Raw genomic sequence first — 19,245 nt, 5'->3', positions numbered from 1 at the left:
AGCCGGGGCCCCTACGGGCCGTGCGGGTCACGCCACCGCGTCGAAGCCGGTGTCGTGGGCCATCTTCTTCAGTTCCAGCAGGGCGTGCTTCTCGATCTGGCGGATGCGCTCGCGGGTCAGCCCGTGCTGCTTGCCGACCTCGGTCAGCGTCCGCTCGCGCCCGTCCTCGATCCCGTACCGCATCCGGATGATGGAAGCCGTCCGGTGGTCGAGCTTGGCGATGAGCTCGTCGAGCTCCTCGCTGCGCAGCAGCGTGAGCACCGACTGCTCCGGCGAGACCGCCGAGGTGTCCTCCAGGAGGTCACCGAACTGCGTCTCGCCCTGGTCGTCCACCGCCATGTTCAGCGAGACCGGGTCGCGCGCCCAGTCCAGGACGTCGACGACCCGCTCGGGCGTCGAGTCCAGCTCGGCGGCGACCTCGGCGGGCTCCGGCTCCCGGCCGTTCTCCCGGTTGAACTCGCGCTGCACCCGGCGGATGCGGCCCAGCTCCTCCACCAGGTGGACGGGGAGCCTGATCGTGCGGGACTGGTCGGCGATGGAGCGGGTGATGGCCTGGCGGATCCACCACGTGGCGTACGTGGAGAACTTGAAGCCCTTCGCGTAGTCGAACTTCTCGACGGCGCGCACCAGGCCCGCGTTCCCCTCCTGGATCAGGTCGAGCAGCGGCAGCCCGCTGCGCGGGTAACGCCGGGCGACCGCGACCACGAGCCGCAGGTTCGACTTGATGAAGAGTTCCTTGGCACGCTCGCCCTCGGCCACCAGGGCTTCGAGCTCCTCGCGGCTCGCGCCGCCCGCCTCGCTCTCGGCCTCGCCCTCGAGTATCCGCCGGGCGTACACCCCGGCCTCGATGGTCTGGGAGAGCTCGACCTCCTTGGCGGCGTCGAGCAGGGGGGTGCGCGCGATCTCGTCGAGGTACATGCCGACCAGGTCGCGGTCGGCGATCTCCCCGCCCACGGCGCGAACGCTGCTGGCCCGTGCGGCTCCGCTCGTGGCGGAGGTCTGACGACGGGCGACGGCACGGGTTGCCATGCGTGCTCCCTTGCTGAGTAGGTCGCGACACCCTTTCGGGTGCCCTGCATCCGACGGAAACAACGACTGGAATCAGGACAGAATTCCCACCCGGCACATGGATTTTCGCGATCATGCAGTATCCTGCGCGGCCGAGCGGCCCCACGGGCACACCGCAGGAACCCGCTGAGGTGCAGGTCAGACCCGGCACGGAGGGCGATCCGGCGCCGCTCGCGGGGCACTCGACCACACCGTCGGTGAGACCGCGATCACATGCGGCGCCACCCTTCAAGACGCGGGGACGGCCCGTCGGGTTGCCCATGGGCGGACCCGGACCTTCCGGGGCCGACCCGGACCTTCCGGGACCTTCCTGGGGCTGCCTGGGCCTTCCCGAGCCGATCCGGCCTGATCCGGTCCTGATCCGGTCCTGATCCGGTCCGGTCCGAGACCGCTCGGCCTCGCGGACTAGGTCCCGAGACCGTTCCGCCAGGCGCCTCCCCCGCCCTAGCGTCCTCGGTATGAGCGACCGCACCGGAACCCTCGACGAAGCCCTCGAACGCCTCCACACCACCGGCCCCGAGCGGAACGGCTGGCTCAGCAACCATGCCCCGATGGCCGTCGAGGCGCTGGTGCGCCACGGTCAGGCGGCGACCGTGCACCGCTGGCTGGACCACTACGCCGACAGGCTGGAGGAGTCGCCCCCGCCGACCCGTACCCTCACCGCCGCCGACGCGGCCGGGGCGCTCGGCGACCCGGCCCGGATCACGGACTGGACCCTCTTCTTCGGCCGGGAGCTCGAAGCCCGCCCCTGGCGGGAGGTCCTCGCCGAGTGGTGGCCCCGGCTGCTGCCCGGGATCGCGGCCGGGGCGACCCACCCGGTGATCCGTACGGGGCACGCCGTGCGCACCCTCCTGGAGTCCGGCGAGGCGGGGACGACCGCGCCGCGCCTGGCCGAGCTGGCGCACGCCCTCGGCTACTGGGCGGCCCGCCACCAGCCGCTGCCCGCCCTGGCCCCCCTGGCGGCGGCGCCTTCGGCGGCGGCGGCGCTGGACGCCGTACCCCTGGTTCCGGAGCAGGACGGGGGGATCAGGGAGCGGCTCGCGCAGCTGACGGCGTTCCCGGTCTGGGGCACGGCCCCCGACCCGGACACGGCGCAGGAGCGCCTGGTGGAGCTGGTGACGGCGGCCACCCACCGGTACGCGACCCACGGGCACGGCGAGCCGGTGATGCTGGTGCACGCGGCGACCGCGCCGAACGCGGTCCTGCGCGCCCTGCCCGCGCTCCCCCGCGAGCTGTGGGCGCCGAGCCTGGCGGCGGCGTGGGCGGCCGCGGCGGCGGTGACCGCCGCTTACGGCCCGGCGGAGGCCATGGCGTGCGCGCCGGTCCCCCTGGCCCCGGAGGAGGTCTTCGCGCGGGCGGCGGCGCACGGCGACGACCACACGATCAAGTTCACCGACACGGCCCTCGACGTGGGCGGTCCGCTCGCGCTCGCCGCCGCCGTCCGCTCGATCGAGCTGAACCCGCCGTTCCTCTGACCCGCGCCGGACCGCGGGGCTCCGGCCGGGTCCGTACGAGAGCCCCAGGGCCGGGCGGGGGCGCCGCCGGGGCCGTACGGCAGCCCGGTCGTGCCGTGGCCGTACGGGTCTGCCCGCCGGGGCTCAGCCGAACTGCACCGAGCGCTTGGCCAGGCCCATCCAGAAGCCGTCGATCACCGACCGCCCGGCGTCGAGGTCACCGGCCGCGTCGGCCGCGCCCATCGTGACGAAGAGCGGGGCGAAGTGCTCCGTGCGCGGATGGGCGAGGCGTCCGGCGGGCGCCTTGTGCTCGAAGTCGAGGAGCGCGTCGACGTCCCGGGCGGCAAGGGCCTCGTGGCCCCAGGCGTCGAACTCGGCGGACCAGCCGGGGACGCCGCCGCCGGTGTGCCGGAGGGCGGCGAGGTTGTGGGTGAAGAAGCCGCTGCCGACGATCAGGACGCCCTCGTCGCGGAGCGGGGCTAGCCTGCGCCCGATCTCCAGGAGGCGGCGCGGGTCGAGGGTGGGCAGGGAGATCTGGAGCACGGGGACGTCGGCGTCCGGGAACATCTCGACGAGCGGCACGTACGCGCCGTGGTCGAGGCCCCGGTCGGGGATGTCCTGGACGGGGGTGCCGGGGGCCCGGAGCAGCCTCCGGACGGACTCGGCCAGCTCCGGCGCGCCGGGGGCTTCGTAACGGACCCCGTAGTAGTGCTCGGGGAAGCCCCAGAAGTCGTACACCAGCGGCACGGTCCCGGTGGCGCCGAGCGCGAGCGGGGCCTCCTCCCAGTGAGCGGAGACCATGAGGATCGCCCGGGGGCGCGGGAGGTTCCCGGCCCAGGCGGCGAGTTCGCCGGGCCAGACGGGGTCGTCGGCGAGCGGCGGGGCCCCGTGGGACAGGTAGAGCGCGGGCATCCGGTCGAGCGTGGCGTCCATGGCGACGACCCCCTTCAGGGTTCTTGAAACTTCAAGCGTCATGGGGAGCGTAAACCCAAATAGTTCAACTTTCAAGGATGAGTCGTACGATGGGATCCATGGGAGACACCACCGAACCACGCTGGCTCACCGACGAGGAGCAGCACGTCTGGCGCGCCTATCTGCACGCCACCACGCTCTTCGAGGACCACCTCGACCGCCAGTTGCAGCGCGACGCCGGAATGCCGCACGTCTACTACGGGCTGCTCGTCCAGCTCTCCCAGGCACCCCGGCGGCGGATGCGGATGACCGAGCTGGCCAGGAGCGCCAAGATCACCCGCTCCCGGCTCTCCCACGCGGTGGCCCGCCTGGAGGGGAACGGCTGGGTGCGGCGGGAGAGCTGCCCCTCCGACAAGCGCGGGCAGTTCGCCCGGCTGACGGACGAGGGGACGGAGGTCCTGCGCAGGACCGCGCCCGGCCATGTCGCCGCCGTCCGCCAGGCCCTCTTCGACCGGCTCTCCGCCGAACAGGTGACCCAGCTCGGCACGATCATGAAGGTGATGGCCGAGGGCCTGGAACCCCAGGACCCGGACGCGGACCTGCCCTGGCTCCGCTGACGCCGGAACCAGGGCAGGGTCCTGAGGAACGGGGCAGGGCCCCGGGGACCGTTCAGTGCGCGATGACCGGGACCCTCACCTCCGCGTCCGCGTCCGTGCCCGTGCCCGAACCGGCGACCGCTCCGGCGCCCGTGCCCGGCTTCCCCGTGGTGATCAGGGCGAAGGCGATGGCCGCCGCCGCGACCAGGATGCCGACCGCCCACCAGATGGCCGCCGTGTAGCCCTCGACCATGCCCTGGAGCTGGAGCAGCTTCTGCCCCGCCGGGGTGGTCGCGCCCGCCGCGTGGTCCGTGAGGTACGCGGTGGTCGCCGAGGCGGCGATCGTGTTCAGCAGGGCCGTACCGATGGCGCCGCCGACCTGCTGCGAGGTGTTGACCATCGCGGAGGCCACCCCGGCGTCCCTGGGGTCCACGCCCAGCGTCGCCAGCGACATCGCGGGCATGAACGCCGTGCCCATGCCCAGGCCGAGGAGCAGCTGCGCGGGCAGGATCAGACCGGCGTACGAGGTGCCGGTCTCCAGCTGCGTCAGGAGCAGCATCCCGAGGGCCGCGGTCAGGAAGCCGGGGGCCATCAGCAGGCGCGGCGGGACGCGGGTCATCAGGCGCGTGCCGATCTGCGTGGAGCCGACGATCATGCCCGCGATCATCGGGAGGAACGCGAAGCCCGTCAGGACCGGCGAGTACCCCTTCACGATCTGGAGGTAGTACGTCAGGAAGAGGAACAGGCCGAACATGCCGATGACCGCGAGGCCCAGCGACAGGTAGACACCGCCCCGGTTGCGGTCGGTGAGGACGCGCAGCGGCAGCAGCGGGGACTTCACCTTCGCCTCGGTGAGCACGAAGGCGAGGAGCAGCACGGCGGAGCCGACGAACAGGCCGACCGTGCCCGCGTCGCTCCAGCCCTCGGACTCGGCGCGGGTGAAGCCGTAGACGAGCGCGACCAGGCCCAGGGTGGACAGGATCACGCCGGGGACGTCGAGCGCGGCGCGGTTGCGGGCGCCCGTGGGCTCGCGGACGACGAGGTACGCGCCGACGGCGGCGACGATCGCGAACGGGATGTTGACGAAGAAGGTCCAGCGCCAGTTCAGGTACTCGGTGAGGAAGCCGCCGAGGATCAGGCCCACGGCGCCGCCGCCGCCGGCGATCGCGCCGTAGATGCCGAAGGCCTTGGCGCGCTCCTTGGCGTCGGTGAAGGTCACGGCGAGCAGCGAGAGCGCGGCGGGCGCGAGGAGCGCGCCGAAGGCGCCCTGGAGCGCGCGGGCGCCGAGCATCGTGGCCTCGCCGGTCGCGGCCCCGCCGAGGGCGGAGGCGAGGGCGAAGCCGATCAGGCCGACGACGAAGGTGCGCTTGCGGCCCCAGATGTCGGCGATGCGTCCGCCGAAGAGGAGGAGGCCGCCGAAGGCGAGGGCGTAGGCGGTGATGACCCACTGCCGGTTGCCGTCCGATATCCCCAGGTCCTGCTGGGCGGAGGGCAGGGCGATGTTCACGATCGTCGCGTCGAGGACGACCATCAGCTGGGCGAGGGCGATGAAGACGAGGGCTTTCCAGCGCCCGGGGTCGGGCCGGGTCGCGGTGCTTTCGGGGATCTTCGCGGGGACCTTCGCCGTGTTCTCCGTGGTCTTCGCGGTGTTGTTCTCGGGGATTTTCGGCATGGGTGGAGCCACCTCTTGGCGCGTACTGGCAGAAAAGGGACGTAAAGCGACGTGGAAGGTGTCGGGTGCGGGGCGGGCCTCTCGAAGCGTCAGGCGTCGGCGGTCACGGCGTGCGCGACGGGCAGGAGTCGCGTCTCAGGTCCTCCAGGGTCGCGGCCGTTCCGGGCAGTTCGGAGCGCGCGGGCGCCTCCAGGCCGTCGAGGAACAGTTGGAGGTGACGGTGGACGTACTGCTGGAAGTGGGCGGTGCAGGCGGTTCCGGGCAGGGGCCGGGTCAGCTGGGACACCGCCACCATCAGGTCGCCGACACCGACGTCGGCGCGGAGGCGGCCCGCCTCGCGCGCCCGGTCGACGAGGCCCTGGACGGCCTCCTCCAGCCGTTCGCGCTCCACCGTGAGCTCGGGGTGGTCGCGGTCGAAGGCGCCGTCGAGCATCGGGCACAGGGCTCCGACGCGCTCCTCGGCGGCGCCGTGGGTGAAGCGGCGGAGGGCGGCGAAGGTGTCGGCCTCCTCCTCGGCGGCCCGTTCGGCGAGTTCGGTGACCCGCGCGAGGAGCGAGAGGACGACCTCGCGGATCAGGTCGGAGCGCTCGGGGAAGTTCCGGTAGAGCGTGGCGTTGCCGACCCCGGCGCGGCGCGCGACCTCGTCGTACGGCACCTGGGGGCCGAACTCGACGAACATCTCACGGGCCGTCGTCACGAGCCGCTCGCGGTTGCGCAGCGCGTCGGCACGGGGGCGGGGGGCGCGGCGGGCGGGCGGGGCGGCGGTGCCGCCGGACCCGGCGTCGACGGACCCGGTGTCCGCGAGTCCGGCGCCCACGGACCCGGTGTCCGCGAGTCCGGCGTCCACGGGCCCGGCGTCCGCAGGCGCGGCACCCACGGACCCGGCGCCGGGCTCGTCGCCCGCGGACGCGGTGTCCACGGGCCCGGCACCTGCGGGCGCGATATCGGCGGGGCTGGTCACGCCACGACCTCCTGGGATCACTGAGGGATCTCCGCTCCTGGCGGACCTCCCGTCACGGTGCGCCGGGCCGTCGGGAGACGACGGCCGGGCGCCGGGGCGTCCGGCCGCGAGGAGGGCGACCGGACATCGGATCGGGGACGACCGGCCGCCGCGTGCGACCGGACGTCCGGGGCCTCCCACCTCCGGGCCCCTCACGGGAGCATCCGGGGAAGGACTCCCCACTTCGTCCGACACGACTCTGAACGGGGAGGAGGTCCCCGCTTATTTCCCGTACGGAAAGTGATCCGGGTCACTTTCACCCCTCCCGCCGGAATACCCACGATCGGCCCTTCCGGCGCGCGCTCCGGAACCACCCGTCACAGGCTGATCGCACAGCGCGGCCCGGGACGCACCGGCCGGGACCGTGCCGCCGACCTGCCCCGACCGGAGAGGCGCCCGTATGCAGCACCCCCGCCGACGGATACGCAGACCCGTCGCCCTGGCCGCGACCACGGCGCTCTCCCTCACGCTGCTCGCCTCCGCGAGCACCACCCTCCCCGGGCCCGCCCCCGCCTCGGCGGGCCCCGTGGCCGCCGCCCCGGACGGCGCCCAGCTGGGACCGTGCCGGATCGCCACCACGATGGGCGTGCAGATGTCGGAGGGGCTGCCCACCGCCCCCGGATACGTCCGCTCCACCGGCCGGATCAGGGCCCTCAACCTGATGGTCGACTTCCCCGACGCCCCCGGCGACGGCACCGCGATGAGCCGCTACCGCGAGTTCTTCCCGCAGACCGCCGACTGGTTCCGCACCAGCTCCTACGGACGGCTGCGCTACCTCGCCGAGGCACCGATACCCGACTGGCTGCGGATGCCGAAGGCGTTCTCCGCGTACGGGATCGAGCGCGGCTCACCGTACGAACCGGGCTACCGCGGCCTCGTCGAGGACCTCGTGAAGGCGGCCGACCCCCGGGTCGACTTCAGCGCGTACGACCTGGTCAACGTCCTGGTCACACCGAACGCCGGGCCCTCCGCCCTCGACACCGTCCTGTCCGTGACCTTCTCCGGGAACGACGACGCCCCCTACGCGGACGGCGTACCGCTCGCCAACACGTCCTTCGTGTACAGCCGCCAGGACGACGGCTCCGGCAGCTTCGCCGAGACCGGCTACCGGGTCCTGCCGCACGAGAACGGGCACGTCTTCGGACTGCCCGACCTCTACACCTCGGACGGCGGCGGCACCGTCGGGCACTGGGACATCATGTCCGAGGACTGGGGGGCCAACAACGACCTGCTCGGCTGGCACAAGTGGAAGCTGGGCTGGCTCGACAACGACCAGGTCGGCTGCGCCTCCCGCCCCGGCTCCACCGAGTGGACCCTCACCCCGCTGCCCGTCACCGGCGGCCCCAAGCTGGTGTTCGTCCCCCTCTCCGGCACCTCGGGGTACGCGGTCGAGGTCCGCGCCAAGGGCGGCAACGACGAGGCGGTCTGCAAGGACGGGGTCCTCGTCTACCGGGTCGAGTCCGACGTCGACACCGGCCACGGCCCGGTGTCCGTCGCCGACAGCGAGCACGCCAGCGGCGGCTGCACCCGCCGGGCCAACGTCCACGCCGAGCTCTCCGACGCCCCGTACCACCCGGGAGAGACGTTCACGGACCGCGCGAACGGCGTCCGGATCACCGTCCTCGACACGGACGCGAACGGCATGTACCGGGTGCGGGTGACCCGCGACTGAGGAGCGGGACCGGGCCGCCCCGGCCCTTGGGCTCAGACACCGGCCCCCGGGTCGGCCAGCGCCTCCCTGAGCCGCTTCTTCAGGACCTTGCCGGTCGGGTTCCGGGGCAGCTCGCCGTCCCGTACGACCACCCGGGCGGGCACCTTGAAGGAGGCCAGGCGCGCGCCCACGTGGGCGCGCAGCTCCTCGGTGCCGGAGGTGGCGCCGGGCCGCAGCCGGACGACGGCGGCGACCTCCTCGCCCAGGAGGGGGTGCGGGACGCCGAGGACGGCGGCGTCGAGGACGTCGGGATGCTCCTGGAGGACCCGCTCGACCTCGACGCAGTACACGTTCTCACCGCCCCGGACCACCATGTCGGTGAGCCGGTCGACGATCTGGACCCGGCCCTCCGGGTCCACCCGGGCGAGGTCCCCCGTACGGAACCAGCCGTCCCCGGTGAACGCGGCGCGGGTCGCCGTCTCGTCGCCCCAGTACCCCCGGACCAGCGACTGGCCGCGCAACAGCAGCTCCCCCACGCCCTGCGCGTCGGGCCGGTCGATCCGGGCCTCGGTGGCGGGCGAGGGGCGGCCGACGCTGCCCGGGTGGGCGCGGTACTCGGCGCCGACGTTCGACAGGACGCCGCCGCAGGTCTCGGTGAGCCCGTAGCCGTTGCGGGGCTCGACGCGCTCCCCGTACCCGGCGGTGAGTCCGGCGACGATCCCCGGCGGGGCGGTGGCGCCACCGGTGCTGAGCAGGGTGAGGCTCGCCAGGTCGTCCCCGGCGGCGCGGGCCGCCGCGAGCAGCTGGAGCGCGGTCGTCGGCACGCCCGCGTAGTGGGTGACGCGGTGCTCGCGGATCAGCCCCAGGGCCCGTACGGCGTCCCAGCCGCGCATCGTGACGAGGGTCCCCCCGGCCGCCATCACCCCGTAGAAGGAGGTGAACGCGGCCACGTGGAAGAAGGGGAAGGTGGTCAGCGACACCGGCGCGGGCCCGGTCCCCGGCACGTCCCCCCGGGCGAGGGCCGCGGCGGCGGCGAAGTACCGGGAGTTCGCGGCGGCCCCCGCCTGCGCGAGATGGGTGGCGACGGCGCCCTTCGGGCGGCCGGTGGTGCCGGAGGTGTAGACGAGGGTGGCGTCCCACTCGGGCAGCACGTCGACGGCGGGCGGCCCGAGGAGCGGGTCGAGATCGGGGACGTACGCGGTGAAGCCGTCGGTGGCCGGGCCGCCGAAGACGATCCCCGGCACCGCGTGCGCCCCCGCCCAGGCCCCCAGCCGCCCGGCCGACTCCGGGTCGGCGAGGAGCAGCCGGGGCGCGCAGTCGTCGAGGGCGTACGCGCACTCGTCCTGCGTCCACCAGGTGTTGAGGGGTACGGCGACGAGCCCGGCGAGCTGCACGGCCCAGAAGGCGGTCTGCCAGTCGGCGCCGTTCCGCAGGGCGACGACGACCCGGTCGCCGGGCCGCAGCCCGTACTCCCCGACGAGCCGCCGGGCGAGCCCACAGGCCCCGTCGAAGAACTCCCGGTAGGTCACGCTCCCGCCCTCGGACACGAGGAACACCCGCTCGCCGTACCCCCAGGTGACCTCCACGAACTCCCGCAGCGTCCGGGCCCCGAAGACGTACCGCCCGTCGTCGACGGCGAAGGGGGCCCCGCGGGCGACGAGCCGGGGATCGGCCCGGGGGTCGGCCGCATGGGAGCCCGCACTGGACCCGGGCCTCTCCCCTGACCCCGCCTCCGCTGCCGCCCCTGCCCTCGGCTCCGGCCGTGCTTCTCGCATGTCCACCACTGAACCTCCTGAGCGTCCGAGTGCCGACGGGAAGGAAACACGCCCCGCCCGGCCGACGCCGAACCCGGTCCCGACCCCGGCCACGGGGCCGGAGCATAACGCGCGGCCCGGCCGCTGCCGCCGTCGGCGGAACACCCGGCTCGACCGGCCCCTGAAGGACGTCGTCAGGGCGCCGCTGTTCCCCTCACGGCTCCATGAACGTGCCGACCCCATGGCCGATCTCAGGACGCGGCAATACAGTCACCCGGACCCGCATCGATCGCAGAGGGGACGACGACGATGACGAGACCGTGGGAAGCCGATCCGACGACGACGTTCAAACGGCGTCTGGGCAGGTCGCCGCAGGACCTCGGGATCACGACCGACAACCCTGACTGCCCCGACCTCTGGGAACTGGAGAACGGGGACGTGGCCGTCATCGGCCGCGACCTCACGGAGGCCCTGGGCGGGAAGCTGCCGACAGGAGTCTCCATCGGACCGGACGAACGGCTCGTGGTGATCCCGAGGACCATGCTGATCGCGGCGAGACCAGACATACCGAACGCCTGATCCCAACCGGGCACGTATCCCGACTCTCCGGGCCGCCCCGGCCCTCCGCGTCGGCTGGCGCGGCCTCCACCGTCCCGTCAACCCGATCGAATCGGAAGAGGACTCCGCCGCGGCTTCTCCCGGCTCAGCCACCAGAGCGCTCCCACCGACGAAATCACCAGGCCAGACCGGCCACCCCGCCACCCCGGCCCACCCACCCCGAACCGAGGCGACCTCGGCAACCCTCATCCGCTAGGCTGTCAGCGGTCAGTCCCGCCTTCGGGGACTGGTTGAGAATTGTGAATCAGCAGGTGGGGGCACTTAGCCAGATAGCCCAGGAACGTCGAGTGCCTGATTTCAGAACGGATTCGGCACTTTCTCTGTCTGGCGAGCGATGCGCGAGGTGCTCGTGGGGAAGCCGAAGGTCGAGTCTCCCTGGTACATGGCGGCCCGTCTGAGGGGCCTCGCTTCAGGTGCCGACCCGGCCGGTTCTCGGACTATTCCGTCGACAGTCCGGTTCGCAGACATCAGGCTTCCGGCGTCGGCACCGGTGGAGTTGCAGGCCGCAGTCTCTCTGGCGCGGGTTCTTCGCGACGAGATCATGAGATGCAGCCGGATGGACCGGGGGTCACGCGGCCCGGTCGGGCAGGCCGAGAAAGACGTGGCTGACCGTCTCGCCATAGCGGTCAGCACTCTTCGAAAGACCGTGCAGGGCACGCGGTGGCCTTCGTTCGCGGACTTCGTCCGTATCACCCAAGTCCTGCCCGCCGCGCGCAACTGCCTGCCCAGCAAGGCCTCTTCAGACTGACGCTACCTCTATCTTCCGGCACCCCAGGTACAGGTTCGATCGATTATTCGAATGCACTTCTCTATGTTGAGCAGAGTCTGAACCCGGTGCGGGAAATGGGTCTCCAACTGACATTCCTCTGGGCATGATTGGTGTGTCCTTCACTTCCTGGGGGTGTGAGTTGCCGGACGAGTCTTCCTCCGCATTCGTGCGCCGCTCTCTTGTCACGCAGCTGAGTACCGCACAAGCTTCGGCCGCCGAGGCGGCACGTGATCTGGTGATGCTCACCGCTGTGGGCGAGGCCGGCCTAGATCTGGCATCGGCCTGCCACCTCCGCTCCGCTGACGAGAAGTTGCGGCACCTGCTGACTTTGGTAGCCCCGGACGTGGAGGCCGTCCAGGTGGACTGGGACACCTTCCTACGCAGGCTGGGACAGGACGAACCCGAGTCGCCCGCCGCAGGCGAGACCACTCAGAGCGGTGGCGGGGAAGCGGGCGTGCGGGAGCACATCCTCGCCGTGCTGGCCGCGAGCGGGGAGAAGTACTTCACCCCGAACAGCGTCTTCGTCGTGCTGCGCGAGAACCCTCCGCCCGGTTACACCGACTTGCACCGCCTGCGTAAGGCGGTGCAGAACGCGGTGTCCGCCATGGCGAAGAGCCGGGTGATCACCCGGCGTGATCGCGGGGTCTACATCGCGCCGGGCCGGGAGAACGATCCCGACCCCGAAGACCACTTCCCCGGCGATGCCGGAACGGAAGAGCGAACGTCCGACACCCTCGCCGGTGGCGGAACTGGGTGGTTCGCAGAAGGCGGGCCACATGACACATCAGAGGAGGCCCCGTTTGGGTACTCGGCGAATGGTTCCCATTCCGCCAGATCCGCCGCCTGACATCACGAACGGCCGCGCCGAGGGATCTCTTACATCCCTCGGAACGGCCGCCCAAGGCGAAGTCCCCGAGGGGACTCCGGCCTCTTCGCACCATACCCGCGGGACACCGGGAAATTCCGTGCTCTCGCGAGTCTGGTATAAAGTGCGCCGGTTTTCCTGCCAATTCGTAGTCGTCTCGTCGGTGATCCATGAGGCGACCGCCTGGTCGCGGGAGTGGGGGTGGTGAGCGGCATACCCAGGCGGGACGGTATCGGCGCCACAGCCGGGACCGTCCCGCCGTCCCCGCATCCGCGTCAATCTACTGCGCCCTCGTATCGCCCGATTGAGTGTCAGATCACAGTGGCCAAGGCCGCCGGGCTGGTTGAGGGCATCTGGCATAAGGCCGTCGTGGACGGGACGATGTCGGAGCAGACGGTGGAGAAGTTCGCCCAGCTCACCGACCGCTTCATCCGCTAGACCAAGGCCCAGGGCACGCTCGCCCTGGCGGATGTCGACGCCGGACTGGCGGAAGCGTCTATCACAGCACGTGGCCGCAGCCGACGCGGCGAGGTGGTGGTCGCGGCGATCTCGACGATGCGGCCGCGGCGCTCGGTCATGCGGACGTTCTTCCGTAGGGCCCGACAGCTGCTGTTGACGGACGCCGATCCCACGCTCGACATCGCCTTGCCCGGACGCCCCGGGCGGCGCATCCGTCCTCTGGACGCGCTGGAGGCGGAGCTGTGCCGGGCATTTCGCGCAGCTCACCGAGGGGGCGATCCGGCATGCGGCGGTCCTTGCGCTCGCGCTGGCCGGGGTGCACTCCGCAGAGGCCGCCCGGTGCTGCCCGAGCACGTCGACCTGGCGGGGTGCCGGGTCTTCGCAGTGGGAGGCGCACGGACCGCGGCCCGCTGGTGCGACCTGGACCGGTGGTCGGTGCAGTGCCTGCGGCGCCGGATCGAAGGTCTGCCGACCTCGGTGATGCCGTTGGTCGGAACCGGCGGGGGCACTCCTGCCCAGCAGCAGGCGCGGATCCGCGTCGCGTTGCGGGACGTGCTGGTGCGGGCCGGGCTGGGGACGACCTCTCGCTGCGGCCTGCTTCGATTACGGCCTACGCGGGACGGACGGCGTTCGAGGCCAGTGGACGGGTCGAGAACGCGGCCCGCCCGGGTCTTGGGGATGGGCTCTCTGGACCGTCCGGCCGAGCTGATCGGCTACGACTGGCGCCGCCCCACAGCGGCCGCATAGCGGGCGGCGCGATGAACAGCTCCGGTGGACAACATCCGCCGGGAGTCGATCACACTCCTGACCCGGTCGCGGCTGCCGATGCCGGTCTATCGATGACGGTGCTGGAAACCGTCCGGGTCCGGGTCCTGGCCGCCTGCCCCGAGGTCTACACCCTGGCAGGGGTGATCCCGCCGCGCCCGGCCGGGACGGCGGGCCGCCAAGCGGTCTTCCCCATCTACGTCTGGGTGCTGTTCTTCGGGATGCTGGGTATCTTCGGCTCGGCCCGCAAGACCGCTGCCGCCATGGCCGATACGGCCTACTGGCAGCTCATCCTCGACGGTGTGATCTCCCGCCTGGGCCTGGCCGAAGCCTTACGTCTTCCGGCCCACGGCACGAGCTGGAACATGTGGAACTGGCACTCCAAACGACTCCACGCCTACCTCCCCTCCCTGCAGGAGGAGTTCAGGAGGATGGCGGCCTGCCAGGCGGGGAAGCCGGATACGCCGACCCCGGGCAGGCCGCTCGCTGGCCGCCCCCGGACGGGGCCAGTTCGTCGTCGGGGACGGCACCGTGCCCGCCTCCCCTGTCTGCGGGCCGAGCAGCAAGACAAAGTCCAGAAGAAGCACGCGCGGGAGAAGAAGGAGCCGGGCCCGACCGAAGGCGACGAGGCCAGCGCGGCCACTGGCGGGGAAAGTCTCGAGTTGGCCGAGGACAGGGCGCAGGCGAAACCACGACGGAAGACCCGGGCGCGGGCTGGCATATCGAGGGCGGGGAGGAAGAAGACGGCGGACACCGGGTCTTCGGCCCGAAATTCGTCCTCACCTCCGTCCGCGACGACCGCCCGCTCTCGCGGATCGTTCTAGACATGCGCTACCAGCGGCCCGGCAAGGGCTACGGCGGCGAGGCCGCCCTTGCGGTGTCCATGCTTCTGGATGCCGCCGCCCGGCTCCCGGGGCTGACCGGGGCCTGCTGGGACGGCGCCCTGCGCGGAGTCCACCGCGACCAGGTCATGAAGGCCGGCCTGCTGATCGTCTCCCCGCAGCACAACGGCATCGCCCCCGCCGCCTCACTCTGGTCACCGACTGCATCTGGGGGGATCGGCACGACCCATGATCCAAGGACGGCGCCCTGCATGAGGCGGAGAGCCTCGACACCGGCGAAATCCACCTCACCCCCACCACACCACCGGGTCCCGCTCGAACCTCGCGGTGGCCGCCGACACCGCTGGTACCTCCTCACCCGGCTGAGCTGCGGAAACACCCACCGCGAACGCCTGGACACCACTCGTGAGGACCACCGGCGCGGACTCAACCACGGCGGCGGCGCCAGCACCCACCCGACACCGACAGCTACACCCACTGCTATCGCTGGCGCCCCGACGCCGAGTCCCTCAACGCTCAGCTCGACGCCACACTCTGGAACCGCAGAGAATGATCGCCTACGGAGCACCCCAGCAGACCCTGGTCATGCTCGGCTTCGCCCTCGCCCAGAGCGCCCTGACCCGCCACCTCCACCAACAGCAGCCAGCCATCTCTGACGCGCCAGGAACGGGCTCGCCGTAGCCCGACCGACATGATTACCGTCCGCCCGGCGGAACCCGCCGACACCCTGCCATCCACGCGATGACGCTGAGAGCCGAACCCGCCCAACTCGACGGATGCGGCTACGCCCGAGGCCTTCCCGCCTGGTGCTACACCGCGTGGGTTGCCCTCCTCGACGGTGAAGTCGCAGGGCTCCTCGAGGGTCGCTTCGATGCAGGCTACGTCGACGAGATCGCGCAACCTGACCACCCCGCGCCCCAGGCCTGGGCTCAGCTGCTGATGGTCGACCCCACACTCCGCAGCCACGGCATCCAGCATCTCCTGGTGGGATTCGCCGCAGCGGCGCAGCAGGCCGACTCTACTTTCCTGGCGCTGACCGCCGACGGCAACGACGGGCTCGCCGACCGCATCCGCTTCTTCCAGAAATGCGGTCTGACCTCGATCGACCGTCACACTCCAGACGCCTCCTTCGGAGCCCCTGTCGACACCATCCTGACAACTGGCTCCACCTCGGGCGAGCAGAACCGGTAAGCTGCCTCATGGCCGTCCATCCAGACGACCACCGGGACTAGCCGGTGATAGTTGAGACCGCAACGACAAGTAGCCGTTCTCAACCACTCACCCAACAGTCCCCCGCCTTCGTAGCTCAGGGGATAGAGCACCGCTCTCCTAAAGCGGGTGTCGCAGGTTCGAATCCTGCCGGGGGCACCATGCATGACCGCTCCTGTCTGGGGTTCACCCCCAGGTAGGAGTCCCACTCGGCCTCGGACGTCTCGTCCGGGGCCGTTTGCGTGGGCGCTGCGTGAGCGGACGGGGCGGCAGCCTCCAAAAACTCCTCCCAAACGATCAGCACCATTCGGCACGTCGCGAGGGGGGCTCGTGCGCGGAACGAGGCGGGCCGCAGCCTCGGCGATCGCGAGATCCGCTTCGGGGAGCAGGCCTGTGCACGTGTCCACCGTGATGGTGATCGAGGAGTGGCCGAGCATCTCCTGAATGTCCTCAGGTCGGCGCCAGCCGCGTGGGCGAGGTCGCCGCACCGTGGCGCAAGTCGTGGAGCCGGGCCGGCGGGAGGCCGATCTCCCGCCCGCCTTGCCGCGTCACAGTCCGCGGAACGCGGTCAGGTGGAACAGCGGGTAAAGGGCGGTCCTCGGCAACATGGTCGAGGAAGAGGCCGGTGTGCTCGGGCGTCCAGAGCATCACCGGGGAGGGCTTCTCGCCGGTGCGCTTCCAGTGCAGGATGCGCTCGTCCGTCCAGACGAGGGCCTTGGGGCGCTTGCCCGCTTCCAGCTCGACGTGGGCGGCCGGGTTGAAGGTGATCAGCTGCTGGGCGATGGCGGCGTTCAGAGCGGTTCTGAGAGTGGAGCGGACCCGCTGGCGGGTGGCCGCGCCGACGATCCGGCGGTAGGGCTCCGTCTCGTCGATGGCGGCCTTCATCACCTTGCGATGAGCGCGGTGTTCGCGGCCCTTCCAGGGGATCTGTGCGAGGTCCTCGAACGCCTTGCGCCTGGCTGCGTTGCCTTCGGCTATCTCGACGTTGGCCTCGGCGATGGCCTCGAACAGCTCCGACAGCTGGGCCACGCGAAGGCGGTCGAGCCGGAGGTGCCCGATGCGCGGTTTGGGGTGGACGCGGATGTTGCTCTCGTCGCGACTGATCGCGCTCTGGCGTCCCTTTTTCCGGCCAGCCACATGTCCAGCCAGTCCCCGACGTGAAGCGGCTGGTCAGGGTCAGGTCGAGGCCGTGGGCGAGGCGCCGCCGGGTGGCCTCGATGTCCGGCAGCGGTGACTTCTCGTCGGCGACCAGCTCCAGAAGCTCGGCGATTTGCGCGAGGCCCTCGGGGTCGTCGCTTTCGGCGAGGCCGGCAAGAGCGCGGACGTGGTCGAGGTCGGCCTGCGCCGCCTTCAGGGTTTCGTAGCCGGCGCGGCTGAAGGAGCGGCGGGTGCCGTCGTCGCGGGGCGGAAGTTCCTGGCGTATGGAGAAGGAGTCGCCTGGGGCCGGACGCCATGGATGCGTTCACCGAGAGCTGCGCTGAAAGGAGCGCACCGAATGCGGAAGACGTCGTGACCGGACGACCGAAGGGGATGAGCAGGGAAGAGCTACTCATCTCCTTCCGGCGGCTGTTGACCTGGACACTAGCAACCGTGCTCTCGGGCTGGGGCGGAGCAAGGGGTACGAGCTGGTGAAGCGCGGTGCCTATCCGTGCAAGGTGCTGCGGCTCGGCAACGCCTACTGGGTCGTGACCGCAGACTTGTTGAACCTGCTCGGAATGGCGGCGTGAAGGGCGGGGAGCGTAGCAGGCGGTTCTACGCTGAGCTGACACAGAAACGCTGGACTGTTCAGGGGTGCGGACGTACTGTCCGTGTTCCCTCGGGGAACGCCTGGCCTGTTCCGATTCGGAACACCGGGCACGTCCCCCGAAGGGCCGGAGCGGGCCTCCAGCGACGCAACGCCGGAGGCCCCGGCAGCCCCGAACGGCCCGTCAAGAACCAACCCTGCGGCAAGGTCGACCCACACCTGATCGCCGCTTTCGACCCGCTCGCCCCCGACCCGGCCGCGATCCCAACGCCACCTACCAGCAGTTGCAGGGCCTGCTCGACCAGCCCATCAACGCCCTGCCCGTCGGCCGACGCCCCAAGAAGCACGTGTGGCACCTGTCCGTACGTACCAGCCCCGAAGACCGATCCTGTCCGACAACGACTGGGCAGCCATCGCCCGCCGTATGGTCGCCGCCATCGGCATAGCCCCCGACTGCGACCATGCCGCATGCCGGTGGGCGGCCGTGCGGCACGCCGACGACCACATCCACATCATCGCCACACTGGTCCGCGACGACGGACGACGGCCCCGCCTGAGCAACGAGGCCCGCCGCGCCCAGGCCGAAGCCCGCGCCATCAAAGCCGACTACGGCCTGCGCAGGGTCCGTCCGGGCGATGGCACCGCCGCCAAGCACCCCACCAGCGCCGAACGCCACAAAGCCGACAGCTGTGGTCAACAGCGCACCCCGCGCGAGGAACCGCGCGAGGCGGTCCACCGCTCGGTGGCCGGAGCGGCGAGCGAAGAGGAGTTCTTCGACCGCCTCGCCGCGGGCGGCCTACTCATCCGACGCCAGGTCGCACCGTCGGGCGACACCCTCGGCTACACCGTCGCCCTCCCCGGTGACCGCAACGCCAAGGGCGAACCCGTCTTCTACTCCGGCTCCAAGCTCGCTCCCGACCTCTCCCTGCCCCGCATCCGCGAACGCTGGACCCCAACCTCGGACGACGCCACCCAGCAGCAGCCCTGCCGTCGGGGACCGGGCCCGCCTCCGCGCGCCGGCTCACCACCGCCGCCGCTTGGCAGGAGCTGTTCGTCATCGACCACGGCGACGACGGCGTGATCGACGCGCAGATCACCGCCACCGGAGAAGTTCTCTACGCCCTCGCCCACACCTCCGCCGCCCACAACCGCCACGAACTCCAGGCCGGGGCCACCGCGTTCGAACGCACCGCACGCGGCCACGACCTCGCCCTTCGCCAGGCTGCCTCGCGACCTCGTCCACAGTGGCCCGGCCTTCGGCCGCAGAGAGGACAGCGCCACCACAGCCATGGCCATGCTGATCTTCCTCACCAGCACCACGGCGAACTGGCACGCCAAGAAACAGCACGCCCACCAGGCCAAAGCCGCCCACCGGGCCACCGAACACCTCCACGGCGCCTACCAGGCCGCCGCCGAACGCCCCATGGACCTGCTTCACCAGCGGGGCGCTCGCCTGGCCCCAGCCTGGCAGCGCCACCACACCACCGCCGTACGCCAAACCCTGCCCGAACTGGTCGACCAGATCCTCGCCGAACCCGGCTGGCCAGCACTCGCAGCCACCCTCGACGAAGCCCGGACCGTCAGCCACAACCCCACCACCCTGCTCACCCAGGCAGCGGCCCCCGGGGAACTGAACTCGGCGGAACACATGGGCGACGTGCTCGTGTGGCGGCTCCGGCGAATGGCCGTCCTACCCGCTGATCCCCAGAACTCGTGGAGCCGACGAGTCGGCAGCACCCATTCCGTGCCCTCTCCCGAACAGGCAGCGCGCATCGGGACCAGGCACGCGAACAATCCCCTACGACGACGCTGAACCCAAAAAATCGAACGCGGAAATTAGCACGCAATCCCTGGTTGGGCTAACGGG

14 protein-coding genes, 1 tRNA gene and 2 pseudogenes are annotated in these 19,245 nt (G+C 71.4%); 11 read left to right on the top strand and 6 right to left on the bottom strand.

Translation table 11 applies throughout. The features are described from left to right. Positions 1-27: 27 nt before the first annotated feature. Complete coding sequence (locus ACIO92_RS24125; RefSeq protein WP_366443204.1) at positions 28-1,029, bottom strand: sigma-70 family RNA polymerase sigma factor; 1,002 nt, start codon at positions 1,027-1,029, stop codon at positions 28-30. A gap of 497 nt (positions 1,030-1,526) precedes the next feature. Between ACIO92_RS24125 and ACIO92_RS24120 the strand changes: the two genes are divergently transcribed. Beyond that, positions 1,527-2,543 carry a questin oxidase family protein gene (locus tag ACIO92_RS24120; protein ID WP_401241537.1) on the top strand — a complete coding sequence of 339 codons (1,017 nt, stop codon included), beginning with the start codon at positions 1,527-1,529 and terminating at the stop codon, positions 2,541-2,543. Positions 2,544-2,666: 123 nt separating this feature from the next. On the opposite strand, the gene ACIO92_RS24115 is transcribed toward ACIO92_RS24120, so the two are convergent. Then, positions 2,667-3,455 carry a class III extradiol ring-cleavage dioxygenase gene (locus ACIO92_RS24115; protein WP_366443285.1) on the bottom strand — a complete coding sequence of 263 codons (789 nt, stop codon included), beginning with the start codon at positions 3,453-3,455 and terminating at the stop codon, positions 2,667-2,669. Positions 3,456-3,544: 89 nt separating this feature from the next. Here ACIO92_RS24115 and ACIO92_RS24110 point away from each other — a divergent pair, with 89 nt between their 5' ends. Further along, complete coding sequence (locus ACIO92_RS24110) at positions 3,545-4,051, top strand: MarR family transcriptional regulator (protein WP_366443202.1); 507 nt, start codon at positions 3,545-3,547, stop codon at positions 4,049-4,051. Positions 4,052-4,103: 52 nt separating this feature from the next. On the opposite strand, the gene ACIO92_RS24105 is transcribed toward ACIO92_RS24110, so the two are convergent. Beyond that, positions 4,104-5,702, bottom strand: coding sequence for an MFS transporter (locus ACIO92_RS24105; RefSeq protein ID WP_366443201.1), 1,599 nt, complete (start codon positions 5,700-5,702; stop codon positions 4,104-4,106). A 103-nt stretch (positions 5,703-5,805) separates the two neighbouring features. Further along, positions 5,806-6,420, bottom strand: coding sequence for a TetR/AcrR family transcriptional regulator (locus ACIO92_RS24100; RefSeq protein WP_402283279.1), 615 nt, complete (start codon positions 6,418-6,420; stop codon positions 5,806-5,808). Positions 6,421-7,102: 682 nt separating this feature from the next. Between ACIO92_RS24100 and ACIO92_RS24095 the strand changes: the two genes are divergently transcribed. After that, entirely contained in the window at positions 7,103-8,374 is a 1,272-nt protein-coding gene (locus ACIO92_RS24095; RefSeq protein ID WP_366443200.1) for a M6 family metalloprotease domain-containing protein, read from the top strand. A 32-nt stretch (positions 8,375-8,406) separates the two neighbouring features. Here ACIO92_RS24095 and ACIO92_RS24090 read toward each other — a convergent pair whose 3' ends face one another. After that, a complete protein-coding gene (locus ACIO92_RS24090) occupies positions 8,407-10,128 on the bottom strand; it encodes a class I adenylate-forming enzyme family protein (protein ID WP_402283211.1) in 1,722 nt (573 codons plus the stop codon). A 288-nt stretch (positions 10,129-10,416) separates the two neighbouring features. Between ACIO92_RS24090 and ACIO92_RS24085 the strand changes: the two genes are divergently transcribed. The 6 genes from ACIO92_RS24085 to ACIO92_RS24060 all read left to right on the top strand — a co-directional run bounded on the left by ACIO92_RS24085 (position 10,417) and on the right by ACIO92_RS24060 (position 15,796). Then, positions 10,417-10,686 (top strand): hypothetical protein, encoded by a 270-nt coding sequence (locus tag ACIO92_RS24085; RefSeq protein ID WP_366443198.1) that lies wholly within the window; start codon positions 10,417-10,419, stop codon positions 10,684-10,686. A 911-nt stretch (positions 10,687-11,597) separates the two neighbouring features. Further along, complete coding sequence (locus ACIO92_RS24080) at positions 11,598-12,341, top strand: hypothetical protein (RefSeq protein ID WP_402596768.1); 744 nt, start codon at positions 11,598-11,600, stop codon at positions 12,339-12,341. A 1,235-nt stretch (positions 12,342-13,576) separates the two neighbouring features. Further along, positions 13,577-14,407, top strand: a complete 831-nt coding sequence (locus tag ACIO92_RS24075) for a hypothetical protein (protein WP_402060939.1) — start codon at positions 13,577-13,579, stop codon at positions 14,405-14,407. Positions 14,408-14,974: 567 nt separating this feature from the next. Beyond that, positions 14,975-15,106: a hypothetical protein gene (locus ACIO92_RS24070; RefSeq protein WP_402060942.1), complete on the top strand. Its 132-nt coding sequence runs from the start codon at positions 14,975-14,977 to the stop codon at positions 15,104-15,106. Between the two features lie 60 nt (positions 15,107-15,166). Continuing rightward, the gene (locus ACIO92_RS24065) at positions 15,167-15,616 is read left to right on the top strand and encodes a GNAT family N-acetyltransferase (RefSeq protein ID WP_402060944.1); all 450 of its coding nucleotides are present in this window, start codon (positions 15,167-15,169) and stop codon (positions 15,614-15,616) included. A gap of 104 nt (positions 15,617-15,720) precedes the next feature. Further along, positions 15,721-15,796 (top strand) — tRNA-Arg (locus ACIO92_RS24060). A gap of 288 nt (positions 15,797-16,084) precedes the next feature. On the opposite strand, the gene ACIO92_RS24055 is transcribed toward ACIO92_RS24060, so the two are convergent. After that, positions 16,085-16,663 carry a hypothetical protein gene (locus tag ACIO92_RS24055; RefSeq protein WP_402060946.1) on the bottom strand — a complete coding sequence of 193 codons (579 nt, stop codon included), beginning with the start codon at positions 16,661-16,663 and terminating at the stop codon, positions 16,085-16,087. Positions 16,664-17,164: 501 nt separating this feature from the next. Here ACIO92_RS24055 and ACIO92_RS24050 point away from each other — a divergent pair. Further along, positions 17,165-17,361: pseudogene (locus ACIO92_RS24050) on the top strand (hypothetical protein). Between the two features lie 236 nt (positions 17,362-17,597). Beyond that, positions 17,598-19,191 (top strand): annotated as a pseudogene (locus tag ACIO92_RS24045) (mobilization protein). Positions 19,192-19,245: the final 54 nt, after the last annotated feature.

The sequence above is a fragment of the Streptomyces sp. NPDC087215 genome (assembly GCF_044744885.1).
Lineage (GTDB): Bacteria > Actinomycetota > Actinomycetes > Streptomycetales > Streptomycetaceae > Streptomyces.
Note: the sequence above shows the minus strand (reverse complement) of the source record. Positions and strands in the feature narration are given on the sequence as shown.

Coding starts and splice junctions, on each gene's coding strand:
- ACIO92_RS24115 (WP_366443285.1), bottom strand. CDS start 3,455: ATGGACGCCACGCTCGACCGGATGCCCGCGCTCTACCTGTCCCACGGG.
- ACIO92_RS24070 (WP_402060942.1), top strand. CDS start 14,975: ATGATCGCCTACGGAGCACCCCAGCAGACCCTGGTCATGCTCGGCTTC.
- ACIO92_RS24125 (WP_366443204.1), bottom strand. CDS start 1,029: ATGGCAACCCGTGCCGTCGCCCGTCGTCAGACCTCCGCCACGAGCGGA.
- ACIO92_RS24065 (WP_402060944.1), top strand. CDS start 15,167: ATGACGCTGAGAGCCGAACCCGCCCAACTCGACGGATGCGGCTACGCC.
- ACIO92_RS24075 (WP_402060939.1), top strand. CDS start 13,577: ATGAACAGCTCCGGTGGACAACATCCGCCGGGAGTCGATCACACTCCT.
- ACIO92_RS24105 (WP_366443201.1), bottom strand. CDS start 5,702: ATGCCGAAAATCCCCGAGAACAACACCGCGAAGACCACGGAGAACACG.
- ACIO92_RS24110 (WP_366443202.1), top strand. CDS start 3,545: ATGGGATCCATGGGAGACACCACCGAACCACGCTGGCTCACCGACGAG.
- ACIO92_RS24090 (WP_402283211.1), bottom strand. CDS start 10,128: ATGCGAGAAGCACGGCCGGAGCCGAGGGCAGGGGCGGCAGCGGAGGCG.
- ACIO92_RS24120 (WP_401241537.1), top strand. CDS start 1,527: ATGAGCGACCGCACCGGAACCCTCGACGAAGCCCTCGAACGCCTCCAC.
- ACIO92_RS24095 (WP_366443200.1), top strand. CDS start 7,103: ATGCAGCACCCCCGCCGACGGATACGCAGACCCGTCGCCCTGGCCGCG.
- ACIO92_RS24085 (WP_366443198.1), top strand. CDS start 10,417: ATGACGAGACCGTGGGAAGCCGATCCGACGACGACGTTCAAACGGCGT.
- ACIO92_RS24080 (WP_402596768.1), top strand. CDS start 11,598: ATGATTGGTGTGTCCTTCACTTCCTGGGGGTGTGAGTTGCCGGACGAG.